General features: G+C 69.2%; 15 protein-coding genes and 2 tRNA genes. 5 read left to right on the top strand and 12 right to left on the bottom strand.

The genetic code is table 11. The features are described from left to right. The first annotated feature begins 103 nt into the window (after nucleotides 1–103). The 3 genes from AB4030_RS11500 to AB4030_RS11510 all read left to right on the top strand — a co-directional run bounded on the left by AB4030_RS11500 (nucleotide 104) and on the right by AB4030_RS11510 (nucleotide 2624). Complete coding sequence (locus tag AB4030_RS11500) at nucleotides 104–274, top strand: hypothetical protein (RefSeq protein ID WP_442279357.1); 171 nt, start codon at nucleotides 104–106, stop codon at nucleotides 272–274. An 18-nt stretch (nucleotides 275–292) separates the two neighbouring features. Further along, a complete protein-coding gene (locus AB4030_RS11505) occupies nucleotides 293–1021 on the top strand; it encodes a PH domain-containing protein (protein ID WP_442279358.1) in 729 nt (242 codons plus the stop codon). Between the two features lie 103 nt (nucleotides 1022–1124). Further along, on the top strand, nucleotides 1125–2624 hold the full coding sequence (locus AB4030_RS11510; RefSeq protein WP_442279359.1) for an APC family permease: 1500 nt from the start codon (nucleotides 1125–1127) through the stop codon (nucleotides 2622–2624). Nucleotides 2625–2662: 38 nt separating this feature from the next. On the opposite strand, the gene AB4030_RS11515 is transcribed toward AB4030_RS11510, so the two are convergent. The 11 genes from AB4030_RS11515 to AB4030_RS11565 all read right to left on the bottom strand — a co-directional run bounded on the left by AB4030_RS11515 (nucleotide 2663) and on the right by AB4030_RS11565 (nucleotide 15133). Continuing rightward, nucleotides 2663–3343, bottom strand: coding sequence for a helix-turn-helix domain-containing protein (locus tag AB4030_RS11515; RefSeq protein ID WP_442279360.1), 681 nt, complete (start codon nucleotides 3341–3343; stop codon nucleotides 2663–2665). A gap of 218 nt (nucleotides 3344–3561) precedes the next feature. Beyond that, entirely contained in the window at nucleotides 3562–4884 is a 1323-nt protein-coding gene (pntB, locus tag AB4030_RS11520) for a Re/Si-specific NAD(P)(+) transhydrogenase subunit beta (protein ID WP_442279459.1), read from the bottom strand. A gap of 66 nt (nucleotides 4885–4950) precedes the next feature. Next, nucleotides 4951–6513, bottom strand: coding sequence for a Re/Si-specific NAD(P)(+) transhydrogenase subunit alpha (locus tag AB4030_RS11525; protein WP_442279361.1), 1563 nt, complete (start codon nucleotides 6511–6513; stop codon nucleotides 4951–4953). Nucleotides 6514–6688: 175 nt separating this feature from the next. Then, nucleotides 6689–7069 (bottom strand): SHOCT domain-containing protein, encoded by a 381-nt coding sequence (locus AB4030_RS11530; protein ID WP_442279362.1) that lies wholly within the window; start codon nucleotides 7067–7069, stop codon nucleotides 6689–6691. A gap of 115 nt (nucleotides 7070–7184) precedes the next feature. Then, on the bottom strand, nucleotides 7185–7904 hold the full coding sequence (locus tag AB4030_RS11535; protein ID WP_442279363.1) for a flavodoxin family protein: 720 nt from the start codon (nucleotides 7902–7904) through the stop codon (nucleotides 7185–7187). Nucleotides 7905–7955: 51 nt separating this feature from the next. Then, entirely contained in the window at nucleotides 7956–8708 is a 753-nt protein-coding gene (locus AB4030_RS11540) for a DUF4328 domain-containing protein (protein ID WP_442279364.1), read from the bottom strand. A gap of 99 nt (nucleotides 8709–8807) precedes the next feature. Then, nucleotides 8808–10568: an arginine--tRNA ligase gene (argS, locus tag AB4030_RS11545; RefSeq protein WP_442279365.1), complete on the bottom strand. Its 1761-nt coding sequence runs from the start codon at nucleotides 10566–10568 to the stop codon at nucleotides 8808–8810. Nucleotides 10569–10736: 168 nt separating this feature from the next. Next, entirely contained in the window at nucleotides 10737–12239 is a 1503-nt protein-coding gene (locus AB4030_RS11550) for a sunset domain-containing protein (protein ID WP_442279366.1), read from the bottom strand. Between the two features lie 67 nt (nucleotides 12240–12306). Beyond that, the gene (locus tag AB4030_RS11555; RefSeq protein WP_442279367.1) at nucleotides 12307–13950 is read right to left on the bottom strand and encodes an AMP-binding protein; all 1644 of its coding nucleotides are present in this window, start codon (nucleotides 13948–13950) and stop codon (nucleotides 12307–12309) included. Between the two features lie 122 nt (nucleotides 13951–14072). Beyond that, nucleotides 14073–14927 (bottom strand): alpha/beta fold hydrolase, encoded by an 855-nt coding sequence (locus AB4030_RS11560; RefSeq protein WP_442279368.1) that lies wholly within the window; start codon nucleotides 14925–14927, stop codon nucleotides 14073–14075. A gap of 133 nt (nucleotides 14928–15060) precedes the next feature. Next, nucleotides 15061–15133, bottom strand: a tRNA-Arg gene (locus AB4030_RS11565). Nucleotides 15134–15553: 420 nt separating this feature from the next. Here AB4030_RS11565 and AB4030_RS11570 point away from each other — a divergent pair. Together AB4030_RS11570 and AB4030_RS11575 are read left to right on the top strand one after the other, a co-directional pair. Continuing rightward, the gene (locus AB4030_RS11570; protein WP_442279369.1) at nucleotides 15554–17398 is read left to right on the top strand and encodes a phosphoenolpyruvate carboxykinase (GTP); all 1845 of its coding nucleotides are present in this window, start codon (nucleotides 15554–15556) and stop codon (nucleotides 17396–17398) included. A gap of 196 nt (nucleotides 17399–17594) precedes the next feature. Next, nucleotides 17595–18101, top strand: coding sequence for a DUF6328 family protein (locus AB4030_RS11575; protein ID WP_442279370.1), 507 nt, complete (start codon nucleotides 17595–17597; stop codon nucleotides 18099–18101). 63 nt (nucleotides 18102–18164) lie between these two features. Here AB4030_RS11575 and AB4030_RS11580 read toward each other — a convergent pair. Next, nucleotides 18165–18251 (bottom strand) — tRNA-Ser (locus AB4030_RS11580). Nucleotides 18252–18318: the final 67 nt, after the last annotated feature.

Here is an 18318-nt window from a genome sequence, read left to right on the forward strand (position 1 = left end):
CGGTCCCGCACCCCACCCGTACCGTGCGACACACTGGGAACATCCCTGTGCCGTGGGGCTGTCAGGGCAGCGCCAGCACCTTCCTCCAAGGAGCGACACCACCATGGGCCCCAAGGCCAAGAAGATTATCCTGATCATCGTGCTGGCGTTCTTCGTCTACGCCGTCTTCACCTCCCCGGTCAAGGCTGCCGACATCGTCAACAACGTCTGGGGCATCCTCGTCGACGGCTTCAACGCGATCCTCGCGTTCTTCAGCTCCCTGCTCAACCGCTGATGCGAGCACACTGAGCTCATGGCGTTGCGTCGGAGCATGGAGGTCCCGGCAGGACTGGCTCCGATCCTGCTCCCGGGCGAGCGGCTCGTCACCGCCGTTCGCGCCCACTGGGCCAAGCTCGCCGAGCCGGTCGCGACCGCCACCCTCGCCTTGGCAGCAGCGGTGTGGGTGGACTCCAACGTCACGAAGTCGACCCAGGCGGTCGGCACGCTCTTCTGGTGGATCTTCTTCGCCCTGCTCGTGCGCCTGCTCTGGCGGCTGCTCGAATGGAGCCACAACTGGTTCGTGGCGACCGACAAGCGCCTGCTCCTGCGCTACGGCCTGATCGCGCACAAGGTCGCGATGATGCCCCTGCTCAAGGTGACCGACATGAGCTACGTCCGGTCCATCCCCGGCCAGTTCCTCGGCTACGGCAAGTTCGTCCTCGAGAGCGCGGGCCAGGACCAGGCCCTCCGTGAGGTCAAGTGGGTGCCCAACCCCGACCAGACCTACCGTGACATCTGCGCCGAGATCTTCCACATCGTGCCGCCCCGGCGGGCCGACGACCTCGAGGAGATCGTCGGCGATCTCCCCGACGTGCACGGCACCCACGATCCCATCCAGGACCGCCTCGACTCCTACTCCCGGGGCGTGCCGATCCAGCGTCCGGTCAACCGACCCGAGACGGTCTACGAGAGCGACGACCTCAGGCGTCGCCGGCGCGGCCCCGACACCGGCCCGATCTGGCCCGGCTCCGACGACGACTGAGGCAGGTTCCTCACCGACGATGCCCGCACGGGGGCTCGCCGCCGGTCGCGCACCCCGCTAGTTTGTGATGATCCGTACGTCCCCGACCCGCTCGGAGGTCAGCATGAGCGTGTTCCGTACCAAGTCGGTCGAGGCCTCGATGGCTGCGTCCGAGGAGGCCGACCACAAACTGAAGAGGACCCTCAGCGCCCTCGATCTCACGGTCTTCGGCATCGGCGTCATCATCGGCGCCGGCATCTTCACGCTGACCGGCAGGGCGGCGAAGGACTACGCCGGACCGTCGATCGCGCTGTCGTTCGTCATCGGCGCCATCGTCTGCGGCCTCGCCGCAATGTGCTACGCCGAGTTCGCCTCCACGGTCCCGGTCTCGGGATCGGCGTACACCTTCTCCTACGCGACGCTCGGCGAGCTCATCGCGTGGATCATCGGCTGGGACCTGCTCCTCGAGCTCATGCTCGGCGCGAGCGTGGTCGCCCAGGGGTGGTCGGAGTACTTCGTGACCTTCCTCGGGCAACTCGGAGTCACGTGGCCCGAGTCGGTCGGGCCGGGGTCGCACTTCGACCTGCCGGCCTTCCTGCTCATCGCCGGCCTGACGCTGCTCATCGCGTGGGGCATCAAGGAGTCGTTGCGCGTCAACCTCGTGCTCGTCGGCGTCAAGCTCTTCATCGTGCTCTTCGTCATCTTCGCGGGCATCCAGTTCATCAACCGCGACAACTGGTCGCCCTTCATCCCGCCGTCGCAGCCGGGCAAGGCCGCGGAGGGCCTGACGACGCCCCTGCTCCAGGTCATCTCCGGGATGACCCCTGCGACGTACGGCGTCATGGGCATCATGGCCGGCGCCGCCATCGTCTTCTTCGCCTACATCGGTTTCGATGTGGTCGCGACGACGGCTGAGGAGGCCAAGAACCCGCAGCGCGACCTGCCCCGCGGCATCCTCGGCTCCCTCGCCATCTGCACGGTGCTCTACGTCGCCGTCACGCTGGTCATCACGGGCATGCAGAACTACAAGGACATCGACCCCAAGGCAGCCCTGGCGACCGCCTTCACCCACGTCGGCAAGGACGGCTACGCAACGCTCATCTCGGCCGGCGCCGTGGCAGGCCTGACCACCGTGGTCATGACCCTCATCATCGGCGCCACGCGCGTGACGTTCGCGATGAGCCGCGACCACCTCATCCCGGCGGGGCTGGGCCGGACCAACCCGAAGACGGGCACGCCGATCAGACTCACGCTCATCATCGGCACCGTCGTGGCCCTCATCGCCTCGTTGACCCCCATCGGCAAGCTCGAGGAGATGGTCAACATCGGCACGCTGACGGCCTTCATGCTCGTCTCGCTCGCCGTCCCGATCCTGCGCAAGCGCCGCCCCGACCTCAAGCGGTCGTTCACGGTGCCGGGCAACCCGGTCGTGCCGTGGCTGTCCGCGGCCGCCTGCTTCTACCTCGTGCTCAACCTCTCGGTCGAGACGTGGATCCGCTTCATCGTGTGGATGGTGCTCGGCTTCCTCATCTACTTCTTCTACTCGCGCCAGCACAGCAGGCTCGCGACGGGCGAGGAGGAGGCCGGCCTCACGGGCACCCCGGAGGTCCTGAGCGAACGCTGACCCCGCACCCCAGCATGCCCAGCAGCCCGCCCGTGACGTCACGGGCGGGCTGTCGGCTTCACCGCCTGCCCTGGTCGCCGGTGGTCCGGCTCGCACTGGCAGGGGCAGTCTGGCAGGCATGCGCGTTCGAAGCAGTCGTCGAAGCACGAGCACTCCGGCTCGGGTTGGGTGGCGCGGCGGGCCTCAGCCGCAGCCACGCCGCTCCAGTAGGCGACCCGGCGATCCTCACGGAGCCCGCTGACCGTGGGGTGGTCGACCGGCACACCTCCACGCCCGCGGCGGGTGGCCCGGGAGGGGCGCTGCTCGAACCATCCCCGCGCCTCCGGCGTCCCGCGCCGCGGGTGGACCCGGTCGGAGGGTGCATCCTGGGGCGGCCGGACGTCCAGGTGGCCCGGGAAGCGCCGGTCCGCGCGGTCACGCAGGACGTCGACCGGGATGGGCTCCACCTCGCGGCCGGCATGGTCCACGACGGCAAGCCGAAGGCCGGCTCTTCCGAGGATGACCGACAGCGTCGCCGTGTCCACCTTGGTGACCCCCGACTCGAGCCGCCCGATGGTGGCCCTCGACATGCCGATCTCATCGGCGAGCTCCCGCTGGCTGAGGTCCGCGATTCGCCGCGCGCGCACGATGTAGCGCGCACCGTCGAAGATCTCGCTCGACAGGTCCGTGTCACCCGGCTCTGCAGACCCTGGGGAACCTTCCCGTTCCGTCTCGCTCACGGCCACCGCCTCCCTCGTGCACGAGATGCTGGCAGGGACGGCTGACACTCCTTCACTGTTGGCTACACTTCTGGCGCGCTCGCGACCTGCTCCCCAGAGCGGAGCAAGGTCCGATACGCAAGCACCAGACAAACCGTCACGCGACTCGGAACTTGCTCCGGAAGGCGGAGCAGGTCACGAGGAGGCGGCGCGAAGTCCCACTCCCGACGACGTCCTGCTCAGAGTTCCTTGATGATGTCCTCGACGCGCTCCTTGGCGTCGCCGAAGAGCATGGCGGAGTTGTCGCGGAAGAAGAGCGGGTTCTGGACCCCGGCGTAGCCGGCGTTCATCGAGCGCTTGAAGACGACGACGTCCTTGGCGTTCCACACCTTGAGCACCGGCATTCCGGCGATCGGCGAGGTCGGGTCCTCGGCTGCCGCCGGGTTGACCGTGTCGTTGGCGCCGATGACGAGGACGACGTCGGTGTCGGGGAAGTCGTCGTTGACCTCGTCCATCTCCAGGACGATGTCGTAGGGCACCCTGGCCTCGGCGAGGAGCACGTTCATGTGGCCCGGGAGCCGGCCCGCGACCGGGTGGATGCCGAACCGCACGTCGACCCCCCGCTCGCGCAGCTTGGACGTGAGCTCGGCGACCGGGTACTGCGCCTGCGCGACGGCCATGCCGTAGCCGGGGGTGATGACCACGGACGACGCGTTCCTGAGCAGGTCGGCGACCTCGGCCGCATTCGTCTCGCGGTGGTCGCCGTAGTCGACGTCCGAGTCGAAGACCGCCCCGTCGGAGCCGAACCCGCCGGCGATGACCGACACGAACGACCGGTTCATTGCCGTGCACATGATGTACGACAGGTACGCACCGGACGAGCCCACGAGCGCGCCGGTCACGATGAGCAGGTCGTTGCCGAGCATGAAGCCCGCCGCAGCCGCCGCCCAACCCGAGTAGCTGTTGAGCATCGACACGACGACGGGCATGTCACCTCCGCCGATCGAGGCGACCAGGTGCCAGCCGAACGCGAGCGCGATGGCCGTCATGACCAGCAGCGGCACGATCGAGTGGGCCGCCACGAACCAACCGAGCAGGCCGGCGGACACCACGAGGGCAGTGAGGTTGAGCCAGTGCCGCGCCGGCAACATCAGCGGCTTGCTCGAGATTCGCGCCGACAGCTTGAGGAAGGCCACGATCGAGCCCGTGAACGTCACGGCGCCGATGAAGACGCCGAGATAGATCTCGACGAGGTGCACCGAGTCCCCCGCGCCGCCCGACGCGAGGAAGGTGTTGAGTCCCACGAGCACCGCGGCCGCACCGACGAACGAGTGGAGCATGGCGATCAGCTCGGGCATGCCGGTCATCTCGACGCGACGTGCGCGCCAGATGCCGATCACGGCGCCGATGGCCATCGCAACCGCCACGGCGATGACGTTGCCCCAGGGGGCATCGCGCAGGGCGAGCCAGAGGGTGGCGACGAGGGCGATCCCCATGCCGACCATGCCGAGCACGTTGCCGTCACGCGCGGTCTCGTGCTTCGAGAGGCCGGCCAGCGACATGATGAAGAGCAGGGCGGCGACGATGTAGGCGGCCTGGATGAGCGAGGTGCTGACGTCGGTCACGGTTCAGCCCTTCCGGAACATCGTCAGCATGCGGCGGGTCACGGTGAAGCCACCGAAGATGTTGATGCTCGCGATCAACGTGGCGAGGAAGGCCAGGACCATGATCACCAGCTGCGAGCCCGGCGACGTGCGCGCCGCACCCAGCTGGAGCAGGGCACCGACGACGATGATGCCGCTGATCGCGTTGGTCACCGACATCAGCGGAGTGTGCAGGGCGTGGTGGACGTTACCGATGACGTAGTAGCCGATGACGACCGCGAGCGCGAACACGGTGAAGTGGCCGAGGAAACTCGGGGGTGAGACGGCCGCGACCACCGCGAACACGACCGCACCGACGGCCATGACGGCATACCTCCGGCGTGGGTCCTTCGGTGGCTCAGGCTCTTTGACGACCTTCTTGCCGGCCGGGGACTGCGCTACGGGGGCAGCGCTGACCTGGATGGCGGGCGGGGGCCACAGCAGCTCACCGTCCTTCGCGACCGTCATGTTGCGCTGGACGACGTCGTCGAAGTCGAGGACGAGCTGGCCGTCCTTGCCCGGCGTGAGCAGTTTCATGAGGTTGACGAGGTTGGTGCCGTAGAGCTGCGATGCCTGGGTGGGCAGCCGGGCCGCGAGGTCGGTGTAGCCGATGATCCGGACGCCGTTGCCGGTGACGACCATCTCGTCGGCGACCGAGCCCTCGACGTTGCCGCCGTTGGCCGCGGCCATGTCGACGATCACGGAGCCCGGCTTCATCGCCGCGACCATGTCGGCGGTGATGAGCCGGGGCGCCGGGCGCCCGGGGATGAGCGCCGTCGTGACGATGATGTCGACGTCGGGGGCCTGCGCGGCATACAGCTCCGCGGCCCGCCGGTTGTACTCCTCGCCCATCTCCTTGGCGTAGCCGTCGCTCGACGCGGCGGCGGCGTCGACCTCGGGCATCTGCACGGCGAGGAAGTCGGCGCCCATCGACTCGACCTGCTCGGCCACCTCGACGCGGGCGTCGGTCGCGCGGACGATCGCGCCGAGCGACCGCGCGGTCCCGATCGCGGCGAGACCCGCGACGCCGGCCCCGGCGACGAGCACCTTCGCGGGCGGCACCTTCCCAGCCGCCGTCACCTGGCCGGTGAAGAACGACCCGAACTCGTGGGCGGCCTCGACGACGGCGCGGTAGCCGGCGATGTTGGCCATCGACGACAGGACGTCCAGCGACTGCGCCCGGCTGATGCGGGGGACTGCGTCCATGGCCATGGCCGTGACACCGGCGGCGCGGAGCCTCTCGACGAGATCGGGACTGATCGCCGGCGCCAGGAGCGAGACGAGCACGGTGCCCGGTCGCAGCCGAGCGATCTCCACGTCCGAGGGTGCGTTGACCTTGTGCACGACCGGCGAGGCCCACGCCTCGTCGGCGGTGACGACGCGAGCACCCGCGACGGCATACGCCTCGTCGGAGAAGCTCGCCCGGTCCCCCGCTCCGCTCTCGACGGCCACGTCGTAGCCGAGAGCCACGAGCTGCTCGACGGTCTTGGGCGTCGCGGCGACACGTGTCTCACGGGCACGGGATTCACGGGGGACACCGATCTGCACGCTGGGCTCCTTCGCGCGGAGGGCTGGGGCACTGGTTCCCGAACCTAGAGCACGAGGAGCGGCTGGCGGAGGGTCTGCCGGGCACGTCACACAAAAGAGACGCAGCCGAGCCCGGCATCTCTGATCGTGGGCAGCGGCAGCGGCGGCGGCGGCAGGGACGGTCCGACAGCGACGATCAGGCCAGGGCCTTCGCCTTAAGGGAGGCGAACTCGTCGGCGGAGATGGCTCCCGAGTCCAGGAGTTCCTTCGCCTTGGCGATCTGCTCCGGGGCCGAGGAACTCGTGCCCGCCACCGAACGGACGTAGTCCTCCTGCGCCGCGCGGGCCTCCTCGTACTTCTTCGCCGCGCGCTCGTTCATGCCACGCCCGCGGACGATGAGGTAGACGACGGCCGTGATGAAGGTGAAGAAGACGAGGCAGATGACCCAGACCGCCTTCATCACCCCGGAGACCTCGGGGTCGCGGAAGAGGTCGGCGACGATCGAGAACAGCACCATGAGGTACGTCGCAAACGCGAAGAAGACGATGATGAACCAGATGATGTCCCAGAACGACATGTCCGGACGACCTTTCTCGTAGGGCAGCGACCCCGTCGGGGGTGCTCACAGCCATCGTCTGGCCGCCCTCCGCTCGCGGCATCATCCCCACGGGGTGACTGTGCCTCCCGACGCGTCAGCGGTACTCGGGGTTGTGCCACCCGAAGCGCTCACCCGAGTTCCAGGACGAGCGGACGTTGCCGTATGCCGGCACGCCGCCCGCGTCGTGCAGCATCCTCGCGAGGTGCATGAGGTTCCACGTCATGAAGGTCGTGTTGCGGTTGGTGAAGTCGTTCTCCGGCCCCCCGCTGCCGGGGTCGAGGTAGCTCGGTCCCGGGCCCGCCTCGCCGATCCATCCCGCGTCGGCGTTGGGCGGGATGGTGTAGCCGACGTGCTGGAGGCTGTAGAGCACGTTCTGGGCGCAGTGCTTGATGCCGTCCTCGTTGCCGGTGATGAGGCAGCCGGCGACCCTGCCGTAGAAGAGGTACTGCCCCTGGTCGTTGAGCATCCCGCTGAGTGAGTAGATCCGCTCGATGAGTCGCTTCGTGACACTCGAGTTGTCACCGAGCCAAATCGGGCCGGCGACGACGAGGATCTGGCTGTCGAGGATGCCGGGGTAGAGGCCCGGCCACGCGTCGGTCTGCCAGCCGTGCTCGCGCATGTCGGGGTAGACGCCCGTCGCGACGTCGTGGTCGACGAAGCGGATCTCCTCGACGGTCACGCCGTGCTCGCGCATGATGGCCGCGCTGGCGTCGACGAGCCCCTGGGTGTGGCTCAGCTCGGGGCTCTTCTTGAGGGTGCAGTTGACGTAGGTGGCCCTGAGGCCGCTGAAGTCCCAGTCGCTCATGACGGTCATGGAGCCGACTGTCCTCCGACAAGCGCGCGTGTCGCAGGGGATCGGGCGGTTTCAGCGACGTGTGTAGCGCATGACCTGTCGGATGATGAGGATGGCGACGACGGAACCAGCAGCGCCGGACAGGCCAGCGACCGCCTCGTAGGTCAGGCTCGTGCGGAGCGCGCTCATGAGCGCGTCGAGCGACTCCGGCTGCTGCAGGCCACCCTGGGTGCCACGTCCGAGCACCACGAGCACCACGTTGACGCCGATGACGATCCAGAACGCGATCACGAGCCGCGGGGTGGCGGCCGGACGTCCGGGCCGCGCCCGGGGGCTGGCGTGCTCGGTGCCCCACATCAGGTCGCGCAGGGCGAGCGGCCCGAGGACGAAGTTGGCGAACGGGATGAACCAGCCGCCGATCGCGAGGCCGGTGCCGCGCGTGTAGAGGCTGTGGTCGGAGCGGTCCGAGGTCCAGACCCGGTGGAACCAGACGAGCAGGAACACACCCGCAAGCGAGCCGACGCCGAGGATGAGCCCGTAGAGGCCGTCGGCGCCCTGCGCTTCGCGCTCGATGGCCGCGAAGTCCCGGCCGTCGAGGAGCCCCATGACCTTGAGGTCGACCGAGGCCAGGTAGAGGTTGGCGACGGCGGCGACGACAAACAGCATCTGCGCCATGACCGCGAGCACGGCCGTGGACTGCCGCCACGGGCGCACCGTGACGTTCTTGAAGTTCGCGGTCACACCCGGCTGGAAGTCCGGGGCGCCCTCGACGGAATGGGCTGCGGTGGGAATCGGCGGCTCGGGCGGTGCGGCGGGCTGGGTCATGACGGTTCTCCCCTGTTGGTGTGATGTGCGCCCGAAACGTACATCAGCCCTTGCGGTGCAAGGGCGATTCCAGGGCAAATCGCCGCATGACCCCGCGGGTCACATCTGCTCGGGCGACTCCAGTCCCAGCAGGTCGAGACCGGTCGTCATGACCCGGAAGACGAGGGCGCACAGCGTCAGGCGCGACTCCTTGACCTCGTCGCGCTCGGCCTTGAGCACGGGGCAGTTCTCGTAGAACGCCGAGAACGCCTGGGCCAGCTCGAACAGGTAGCCGGCCAGCCGGTGCGGCTCGTAGGTGTCGCCGACCTCGGCCACGACGTCGCCGAACCCGAGCAGGTGCGTGGCGAGGGCCCGCTCGTGCGGCTCACCGAGCAGGATCGGCGCGTGCTGGGCAGCCGGGTCGAGCCCGATCTGGCGGAAGATCGACCGGATGCGGGCGACGACGTACTGGAGGTACGGGCCGGTGTTGCCGGTGAGCGCGACCATGCGGTCGAGGTCGAAGACGTACTCGCTGTCGTGCGCGACGGACAGGTCGGCGTACTTCACGGCCCCGATGCCGATCTGCCGGGCGATGGCCGCCCGGACGGTGTCGTCGAGGTCCGGTCGCGTCTCGTCGATGACGGCACGCGCCTTCTCGATGGCCTCCTCGAGGAGCGCCATGAGCCGCAACGGCGCCCCCGAGCGCGTCTTGAGGATCTTGCGATCCTCGCCGAGCACGTTGCCGATCTGCACGTGGACGGGGACGACGTCGTCGGGCAGCCAGCCGGCCTTGCGCGCCGTGTCCCACACCATGTTGAGGTGCAGCGACTGCGGCGCACCGATGACGTAGAGCACGCGATGGGCGCCGAGATCGTGCACGCGGTACTTGATGGTCGCGAGATCCGTTGTGGCATAGCCGTATCCACCGTCGGACTTGCGGATGATGAGCGGCACCGGCTTGCCCTCGCGGCCGGTGTAGCCGTCGAGGAAGACGCACAGCGCCCCGTCGGACACCTCGGCGATGCCGCGCGTCTCGAGCTCCTCGCAGATGCCGGGGAGGGCGTCGTTGTACATCGACTCGCCCGCGAGGTGCAGGTCGGTCAGCGTCACACCGAGGGTCGAGTACAGCTTGTTGAAGTAGACCTTGGAGAGGTCGACGAGCTCGTTCCAGAGTCTCAGGGTCTCGGCGTCACCGGCCTGCAGGAGGACGACCCGCGAGCGAGCGCGCACGTTGAAGTCGCCGGCGCTGCCGGCAGGAACGGCCTTCTCGGCGGTGTCGAACTTGACGCGGGCAGCCTGGTAGAAGGCGTTCGGGTCGGTGACGAGCAGACCGGCCTCGTCCGAGCCCTCCCCGACGTCGAGCAGGTGCTCGATGAGCATGCCGAACGGCGTGCCCCAGTCGCCGATGTGGTTCTGGCGGATGACGTTGTGCCCCAAGTGCTCGAGAGTGCGAGCGATCGAGTCGCCGACGACGGTCGTGCGCAGGTGCCCGACGTGCATCTCCTTGGCGACGTTGGGCGCGGAGTAGTCGATGGGGATGTTCTGCGTCGGCTGGAGCGGGACGCCGGCACGCTCGTCGGCCTCGACCTCCTGCAGCAGCCCGGCGATCCAGGCGTCGGAGAAGGTGAGGTTGATGAACCCCGGGCCGCTGACCTCGACGGAGTCGCACACACGGTCGAGGTCGAGCGCGGCGACGATCTCGGCCGCGACCTCGCGTGGCGGCATCCCGACCTTCTTGGCCAGCGCGAGCGCGGCGTTGACCTGCACGTCGGCGAACTGCGACGGACGCAGCACCGGGTCGGCCTCGCGGAAGTCGTCACCGAGGGCGGTGGCGATCGCGGACTGGACCTTGGGCGTGAGCGCGACGAGCGGGGAGACCATGCCGGCAGTCTATTTGGGCCAGTCGGGTGCCCGCGCCACGGTTTCCGGCGGGCACCGAGGGCCGAGAACGCCGCTCCCGCCCCCGTATGGGTCCGGGCAAGGGTGTGGCCACGTGCACGTGTGCACGTGGCCACTCGGCCTGCTGTGACTCGACCCGTCAGAGCGAGGTCACTCGCCCTCGCGGTGGAAGCCCGCGCGGCGGGCTGCCTCCTCGTTGTAGAACCACACGTCGGGCTCGACGTCGTCGTAGCCGGCGTCGTCGGGGCCGAGGAACGTCGTGCCCTCACGCCGACCCTTGACCGCGTGGCCGAGCGGTTGCGCGCCGTCGGCGATGGGTGCGGCCGAGCCGAGTCCGAAACCGCCGTCGACGACCTCGTCGAAACCGGACATCCGGCGGCCCGAGGTCGAGTCGTCGATGGACCAGGCGGTGTCGGTCGGCGCCGCCGTGCCGCGCTGCTGCTCATCGTGCTCGCCGTGCTCATCGTGCTCGGCGCGGTCGTCGTCCGCGGGGCCGCTGCTGTCCGGGGCGTCGGTCCAGGCCGTGTCGGTGGCGCCGCCACTCGCACTCTCGGTCGCGTCGTCGCTCGCCGGCTCTGCCAGCTCGTCGTCCTCGTCGCTCTCATGGGAGTGCGGGGCCATGTCGACGTCGAGCCCCTCGTCTGCGGCGTCGCCATCATCGGTCGCGTCGTCGAGGCCGCGGTTGCCGGGCGTCGTCGCCCAGGCCTGACCGCGGTGGTCGCCGGGGTCGTTGGCCGGGGTGCCGCCATCGGCAACGACGTCGGCGCGCTCGGCCAGGGCCGGCACCTCGACCTGCTTCGGCTCGTCCGCATCGGCCACGGGCGGCGCCGGGACCTGCTCGGACGTGTCGTCGATGTCGCGGGAGGACTGGTCGCTCACGGCGGTGGGCCTTTCGTCAGGGGACTGCTCCGATGCAGTCCCTGTACCCACTGAGGCCGCGGACGAGCCCCTCGACGAGCCTTCGGACACGACCTCGGGCTCCTCGGACGCGTAGGAGGACTCGTCGGCGTCGTGCTCGCCGATCTCGAGGTCCGAGGCGCTCGCGAGGTCCGTTCCATCACCAGCCGCGACGGGTGTGGTCTCGGCGTCGGTGGGCGGGGCGAAAGGGTTCTCGGCGTCGGCGAGGTCGTCCTCGTCGTCATCGTTCGTGAACGCCGCGGAGCCGACGGCCGGCGACTCCTGACCCGACTGGCGGGGGCCGCTGCCGTCGACGCGGTGGCCCTCGTCGTCGGTGCGGACGTCGGGGTCGACGCGGTCGGCCTCGCGCTCGAGGCCCGCGTGCTCGACGCGGGCGGACTCGGCGGCGGCGTGGTGCTGCTGGGCCTGCTCCTCGAGGCGGCGGGCCTCGGCAGCCCGACGATCGGCCTCCTTGGCCTGACGCTCGGCCTCGGCGGCTTGGCGCTCCGCCTCGGCGGCCTGGCGCTCGGCCTCGGCGCGGGCGTCGGCCGCCATCGCGGCGGTCACCGACGCGCGGTCCTCCGTGCGCTGCACCTCCGGCAGTCGCTCCTGGACCCGGGCCCGCAGGTTGCCCGCCTCGAGGCGGCGCGCCTCGGCCTCGCGGCGGCGAGCCGCCGAGACGAACAACCAGATGATCACGGCGATGACGACGACCGCCACCACGATCCACAGCACCGTCTTGCCTGTGTCGGACATGCCATTCCCCTCACGGATTACGGGTCCTCGCGACCACGTCCCCGAAACCTACTGCCCTCGAGCCCCGTCAGCCGAGTCCGAGCTTCTTCGCCGTGGTCTCTCGCATCTCGACCTTGCGGATCTTGCCGGTGACCGTCATCGGGAACTCGTCGACGATCTCGACGTAGCGCGGGATCTTGAAGTGGGCGAGCTGGCCGGTGCAGAACTGGCGCAGGGACTCGGCGGTGAGCGGCGTCGCGCCGTCCTTCATGCGGACCCAGGCGCACAGCTCCTCGCCGTACTTCTCGTCCGGGACGCCGATGACCTGGGCGTCGAGGATGTCGGGGTGGGTGTAGAGGAACTCCTCGATCTCGCGCGGGTAGACGTTCTCGCCGCCGCGGATGACCATGTCCTTGATCCGGCCGGTGATCTCGACGTAGCCGTCGTCGTGCATGACACCGATGTCGCCGGTGTGCATCCAACCGTCCTCGATGGCCTCGGCGGTCTTGTCGGGCTGCTCCCAGTAGCCGAGCATCACGGAGTAGCCCTTGGTCATGAACTCCCCGGCCTTGCCGCGCGGCAGGGTCTCGCCGGTCACCGGGTCGGCGATCTTGATCTCGAGGTGCGGCCCGACCCGGCCGACGGTTCCGACCTTCTGCTCGAACGTGTCGTCGGTGCGGTTCTGCGTCGACACCGGCGACGTCTCGGTCATGCCGTAGCAGATCGTCATCTCCTCGATGCCTGACGCGATGAGCTTCTTCATCAGCTCTGCGGGACAAGGAGATCCGGCCATGATGCCGGTGCGCACGGTCGACAGGTCGTAGTCCGCGAAGTCGGGCAGGTTCCACTCCGCGATGAACATCGTCGGCACGCCGTAGAGCGAGGTGACCTTCTCGTCCTGGGTGGCTCGCAGGGTCGCGGCGGGGTCGAACCCGGGTGCCGGGATGACCATGCAGGCGCCGTGGGTCGTGCACGCGAGGTTGCCCATGACCATGCCGAAGCAGTGGTAGAAGGGCACCGGGATGCAGACGCGGTCCGCCTCGGTGTAGTCGCAGAGCTCGCCGACGAAGTAGCCGTTGTTGAGGATGTTGCGGTGGCTCAGGGTGGCGCCCTTGGGGAACCCCGTGGTGCCCGAGGTGTACTGGATGTTGATCGGGTCGGTGTTCGCGAGCCCCGCTTGTATGCCGGCCAGCTCGCTCTCCGACACCTGGTCGGCGTGGGCGAGCAGGTCGTCCCAGTCGGACGTGCCGATGTAGACGACACGCTCGAGGCCGTCGACCTCCCCACGCACCTCGTCGACCATCTCGCGGTAGCTGCTCGTCTTGAACGACTCGGCCGAGATCAGCGTCGAGATGCCGGCCTGACCGAGCACGTAGTGCAGCTCGTGCGAGCGGTAGCTGGGGTTGATGTTGACGAGGATCGCGCCCATCTTGGCGGTCGCGTACTGGACGAGCGTCCACTCGGAGCAGTTGGGCGCCCAGATGCCGACGCGGTCACCGGTCCTGACCCCGACGGCCAGCAGAGCGCGCGCGAGCCGGTCCACGTCGGCTCGCAGCTCGGCATACGTCCAGCGGCGCCCCTGGGCCACGTCGACGAGCGCCTCACGGTCACCGAAGCGGCGCACGGTGTCGTCGAAGTTGTCGCCGATGGTCTGCTCGATGAGCGCTGGCTCGGACTCGCCGCGGGTGTGCGAGAGCGTCGGGTCGAGGGTCTCGGGCGGGGCGTCGGTCATCGGTGGCCTCTCGGGCGCGGCATCGGACGGGTCTCCCCACACCCAACTCCCGGCCCGGCCACGGCGCAAGGGAACGGGACCGAAGTGGAGTGAACTCACATCAGCACGCCGACGCGCCCGCCTCAGGCCGGCCCGTCGGTCGCGGTCAGCGGAGGCAGGTGGACGCCGCGGTGGATCTCGTAGGCGCGCGCGTCGCCCGGCGAGTCGGGGTCGTCGCGGATCGGCTGGTCCGCCATGAACTGGCGCGTGACGTTCGCGAGCTCACCGGGATGGCTGAAGTTGATGGCGTGGGCGGCGCCGTGGATCACGACGAGCAGCACGTGGTTGTCGGTCTGCCCGGCGATCTGCTGGATCCGGGGCAGCGCGGGCATCAGGGGGTCGGCGCTTCCGACGACGACGAGGGTGGGGATGCGCAGCGCCAGCAGGCGGTCGAGAGCGGGGTAGCGCGTGAGCGCCCGGAACATCCGCATCGTGCTGGGCACGCCGAACCTGAGGTAGTCGGGGACCGCCACCGGCAGGAGCTGCACGGGTTCCCGGATGCCGTCACGGGCCAGCTGCCGGACGGCTCGGTGCAGCGGCTGGTTGTGGAGCCCACCCGCAGGCGCGACGAGCACGGCCCGCTCGAGCCGCTCCGGGTAGTGGTGCGCGAACTCGCAGATGACGGCGCACCCCATCGAGTTGCCGACGAGCGTCACCCTGTCGATGCCACGGTCGTCGAGGAACGCCGCCGCGGCATGGGCGAGCTCGGGCACGTCGAGGGGTTCGCGCGGCTTGCCGCTGCGGCCGAAGCCCGGCAGGTCAGGCACGAGGGTGTGGAACTTCCCCGCCAGGCGCTCGGCCGTGGGGAGCAGGTAGCGGCCAGACAGCCCGAAGCCGTGCAGGTGCATCATCGACGCCGCACCCGGACCGCCGGCTGACTCCCGGTAGAAGACCCGGATGCCCGCGATCGTCGTCCAGCGTTCGGCCAGCACCGTCATGTCCTCATCGTGACGACGGCCGGACGGCGCAGCCTCACCCCCTCGGGATGAACGGGCCAGTCGACCAGGGCCGGACAGCACGACACCCCGACCGGGAACTGATCGGGGTGTGGTGTTCTGTCTCAACACAGAGTGCACCCGTAGGGATTCGAACCCCAAACCTTCTGATCCGTAGTCAGATGCTCTATCCGTTGAGCTACGGGTGCGTCGTTCCGTCACTGGGAGGAACGAAAAGTTACCTTAGCGCCTCGGGTCCGCATCCACGAAATCGGTCACCCGCGGGCGGCCGGCGCCGGCGTCGGCACGGTCGCAACCGGCATACGCCGTCTGGCCGTGACCGCGGCGCCCGGCGGGCTCCCCGACCTACGGACGGGTACTGAAATTCCTGCAAGAAACCGACAGACAGTCGTCGTATTTCTTGCGGCCCTCAGGCGGTGTGAGCCGTCTCACCGCCCTCCCCCCTGCTTGCGGCCAAAGGCGCTCCCGGCGGCGCGTACCTTGAAGTCATCACGTCATCTGTTCAGCATGTGGACACCTGCGGCCCGATCCGGGCCGGCCCGGGATCCACGTGGGGAGCAGCTTCACACCGGCACGACGTGGTGCCGGGCGGCACCGCGCGCGAAGGGATGGGCCCCGAGTTGACCACGACCCACGAGAAACAGACACACACGACGCACGCGGGACTGGCCGCATGGGTCGAGCAGGTCGCGCAGCTGACGCAGCCGCGCGACATCCGCTGGATCACCGGCTCCCCCGAGGAGTGGACCGAGCTGACCGACCAGCTCGTCGAGGCCGGCACGTTCACGCGGCTCGACGAGAGCAAGAAGCCGAACTCCTTCTACTGCGCGAGCGACCCCACCGACGTCGCACGCGTCGAGGACCGGACCTACATCTGCTCCGTCGACGAGAAGGACGCAGGGCCCACCAACAACTGGATGGCGCCCGAGCTGATGAAGGCTCGGATGACCGAGCTCTACCGCGGCAGCATGCAGGGCCGCACGATGTACGTCATCCCGTTCGTCATGGGTCACCTCGACGCCAAGGTCCCGATGTTCGGCGTCGAGATCACCGACTCGGCCTACGTCGTGGTCTCGATGCTCGTCATGGCCCGCTGCGGCGACTCGGTGCTGCACAAGATCGAGGAGACGGACGCCACCTACGTCCCGGCCCTCCACTCGGTCGGCGCCCCGCTCGCCGAGGGTCAGGCCGACGTCGCGTGGCCGTGCTCCGACACGAAGTACATCGTCCACTTCCCCGAGGAGCGCACCATCTGGAGCTACGGCTCCGGCTACGGCGGCAACGCCCTGCTCGGCAAGAAGTGCTACGCGCTGCGCATCGCCTCGGCGATCGCCCGCGACGAGGGCTGGATGGCCGAGCACATGCTCATCCTCAAGCTCACCTCGCCGAAGGGCTCGGTCCACTACGTCGCGGCCGCGTTCCCCTCGGCCTGTGGCAAGACGAACCTCGCGATGATCACGCCCACCGTTCCCGGCTGGAAGGCCGAGATGGTCGGCGACGACATCGCCTGGATGCGCTTCGGTGAGGACGGCCGGCTGTATGCCGTGAACCCGGAGTTCGGGCTCTTCGGCGTCGCCCCCGGCACCGGCGAGTCGACCAACCCCAACGCCATGGCGACCATCGAGCACGGCAACTCGGTCTTCACCAACGTCGCCCTGACCGACGACGGCGACGTCTGGTGGGAGGGCATGACGGACGAGCCGCCGGCCCACCTCACCGACTGGCTCGGCAACGACTGGACGCCGGCCGACGGCGAGGCCGGCACCAAGGCGGCCCACCCGAACAGCCGCTTCTGCACGCCCGCCAAGCAGTGCCCGATGATCGCCCCGGAGTACGACAACCCGAACGGCGTGCCCATCGACGCGATCCTCTTCGGCGGCCGCCGCAAGACGACCGTGCCCCTCGTCTACGAGTCGCGCGACTGGCAGCACGGCACCTTCATCGGGGCGACGCTCTCCTCGGAGACCACCGCAGCAGCGACCGGTGCCGTCGGCGTCGTCCGCCGTGACCCCATGGCGATGCTGCCCTTCATCGGCTACCACGCCGGCGACTACATGAACCACTGGCTCGAGATCGGCAAGAGCGCGGACGCCTCCAAGCTCCCCCGCATCTTCGGCGTCAACTGGTTCCGTCGCGACCAGGAGGACGGCTCCTTCCTGTGGCCCGGCTTCGGTGAGAACAGCCGCGTCCTCAAGTGGGTCATCGAGCGCCTCGACGGCGACGCCGATGCTGTGGAGACCCCGATCGGGTTCGTGCCGACCGAGGGCTCCCTCGACATCGACGGGCTCGACATGACGCCCGAGCAGGTCGCCAAGGCCGTCAAGGTCGACCCGGCCGAGTGGGAGAAGGAGCTGCCCCTCATCCAGGAGTGGTTCGACAAGTTCGGCGACCAGCTCCCCGCGGAGCTGTGGGCCGAGTTCGACGGTCTCAAGGCCCGCGTCAGCGGCAGCTGAGAGGTCGGTCCCCAGCCTGCTGGCCGGCGGGCGAGGGGCGACGTGATGCAGGGCCCGGCACCTCACGGTGCCGGGCCCTCCGTCATCCCCCGGTGCCCGTCGAAGCCGGCCTGAGCCCGACGAGGTATGCCGTGTCCCCGGGCCCACGGCATACGCCCCCTGTCGTTCGGCGGGGTCCGTGGGGTACATGTGGGCCATGAGCGACGCACACCCCTACCGGCGCGAGGAGTCGGAGGCCGAGCGGCTCGACCGCAACTTCGGCGAGCAGCTGCAGGAGGTGCGCATCGCCCAGGCCGGCGTGCAGATCCTCTTCGCCTTCTTGCTGACGATCCCCTTCCAGCAGCGCTTCTCGGCGCTGACGGACCTGCAGCGCGACATCTACGTCGCCACGCTGGTGTCGATCGCGATCAGCACCCTCGTGTTCATGACGCCCGTCGCGATGCACCGGATGCTCTTCCGTGAAGGGCTCAAGGACTTCGTCGTCCGGCACACCGACACCCTCATCGGGACCGGGCTCTTCTTCCTCGGCGCCGGCATCATCGGCGGGGTCGTGCTCGTGCTCGACGTCCTGCTGTCGCACACGACCGCCTTCTGGATCGGCGGGTCGCTCGCGCTGCTCGCGATCGCCCTCTGGGTGGTGCTCCCGTTGACGCAGCGCCGCCGGCGCAGCCGCGAGGACGCCGACGGCTCCTCCACCGACTGACCCGTCCGGACCGACGGAAGGACCCCCGACACACACAGCGTGTCGGGGGTCCTTCTTCCTCGGCGGAGGCGGCGGGATTTGAACCCGCGAGAGGTTTTATCCTCAACCCGCTTAGCAGGCGGGCGCACTAGGCCACTATGCGACGCCTCCGTGCCCACGACGACGCCGCCGAGGCGGCGGCGGATGCGCGGGCGAGCACAGGCTACCGGCACTGGCG

Source organism: Terrabacter sp. 2YAF2, assembly GCF_052114705.1.
GTDB lineage: Bacteria > Actinomycetota > Actinomycetes > Actinomycetales > Dermatophilaceae > Terrabacter.

Excerpts from the sequence above, each read along its gene's own strand:
- AB4030_RS11500 (WP_442279357.1), top strand. The coding sequence starts at position 104 with ATGGGCCCCAAGGCCAAGAAGATTATCCTGATCATCGTGCTGGCGTTC.
- AB4030_RS11530 (WP_442279362.1), bottom strand. The coding sequence starts at position 7,069 with ATGTCGTTCTGGGACATCATCTGGTTCATCATCGTCTTCTTCGCGTTT.
- AB4030_RS11560 (WP_442279368.1), bottom strand. The coding sequence starts at position 14,927 with ATGACGGTGCTGGCCGAACGCTGGACGACGATCGCGGGCATCCGGGTC.
- argS (WP_442279365.1), bottom strand. The coding sequence starts at position 10,568 with ATGGTCTCCCCGCTCGTCGCGCTCACGCCCAAGGTCCAGTCCGCGATC.
- AB4030_RS11550 (WP_442279366.1), bottom strand. The coding sequence starts at position 12,239 with ATGTCCGACACAGGCAAGACGGTGCTGTGGATCGTGGTGGCGGTCGTC.
- AB4030_RS11505 (WP_442279358.1), top strand. The coding sequence starts at position 293 with ATGGCGTTGCGTCGGAGCATGGAGGTCCCGGCAGGACTGGCTCCGATC.
- AB4030_RS11555 (WP_442279367.1), bottom strand. The coding sequence starts at position 13,950 with ATGACCGACGCCCCGCCCGAGACCCTCGACCCGACGCTCTCGCACACC.
- AB4030_RS11575 (WP_442279370.1), top strand. The coding sequence starts at position 17,595 with ATGAGCGACGCACACCCCTACCGGCGCGAGGAGTCGGAGGCCGAGCGG.
- AB4030_RS11535 (WP_442279363.1), bottom strand. The coding sequence starts at position 7,904 with ATGACCGTCATGAGCGACTGGGACTTCAGCGGCCTCAGGGCCACCTAC.
- AB4030_RS11510 (WP_442279359.1), top strand. The coding sequence starts at position 1,125 with ATGAGCGTGTTCCGTACCAAGTCGGTCGAGGCCTCGATGGCTGCGTCC.
- AB4030_RS11570 (WP_442279369.1), top strand. The coding sequence starts at position 15,554 with ATGGGCCCCGAGTTGACCACGACCCACGAGAAACAGACACACACGACG.
- pntB (WP_442279459.1), bottom strand. The coding sequence starts at position 4,884 with ATGTCGCTGGCCGGCCTCTCGAAGCACGAGACCGCGCGTGACGGCAAC.
- AB4030_RS11540 (WP_442279364.1), bottom strand. The coding sequence starts at position 8,708 with ATGACCCAGCCCGCCGCACCGCCCGAGCCGCCGATTCCCACCGCAGCC.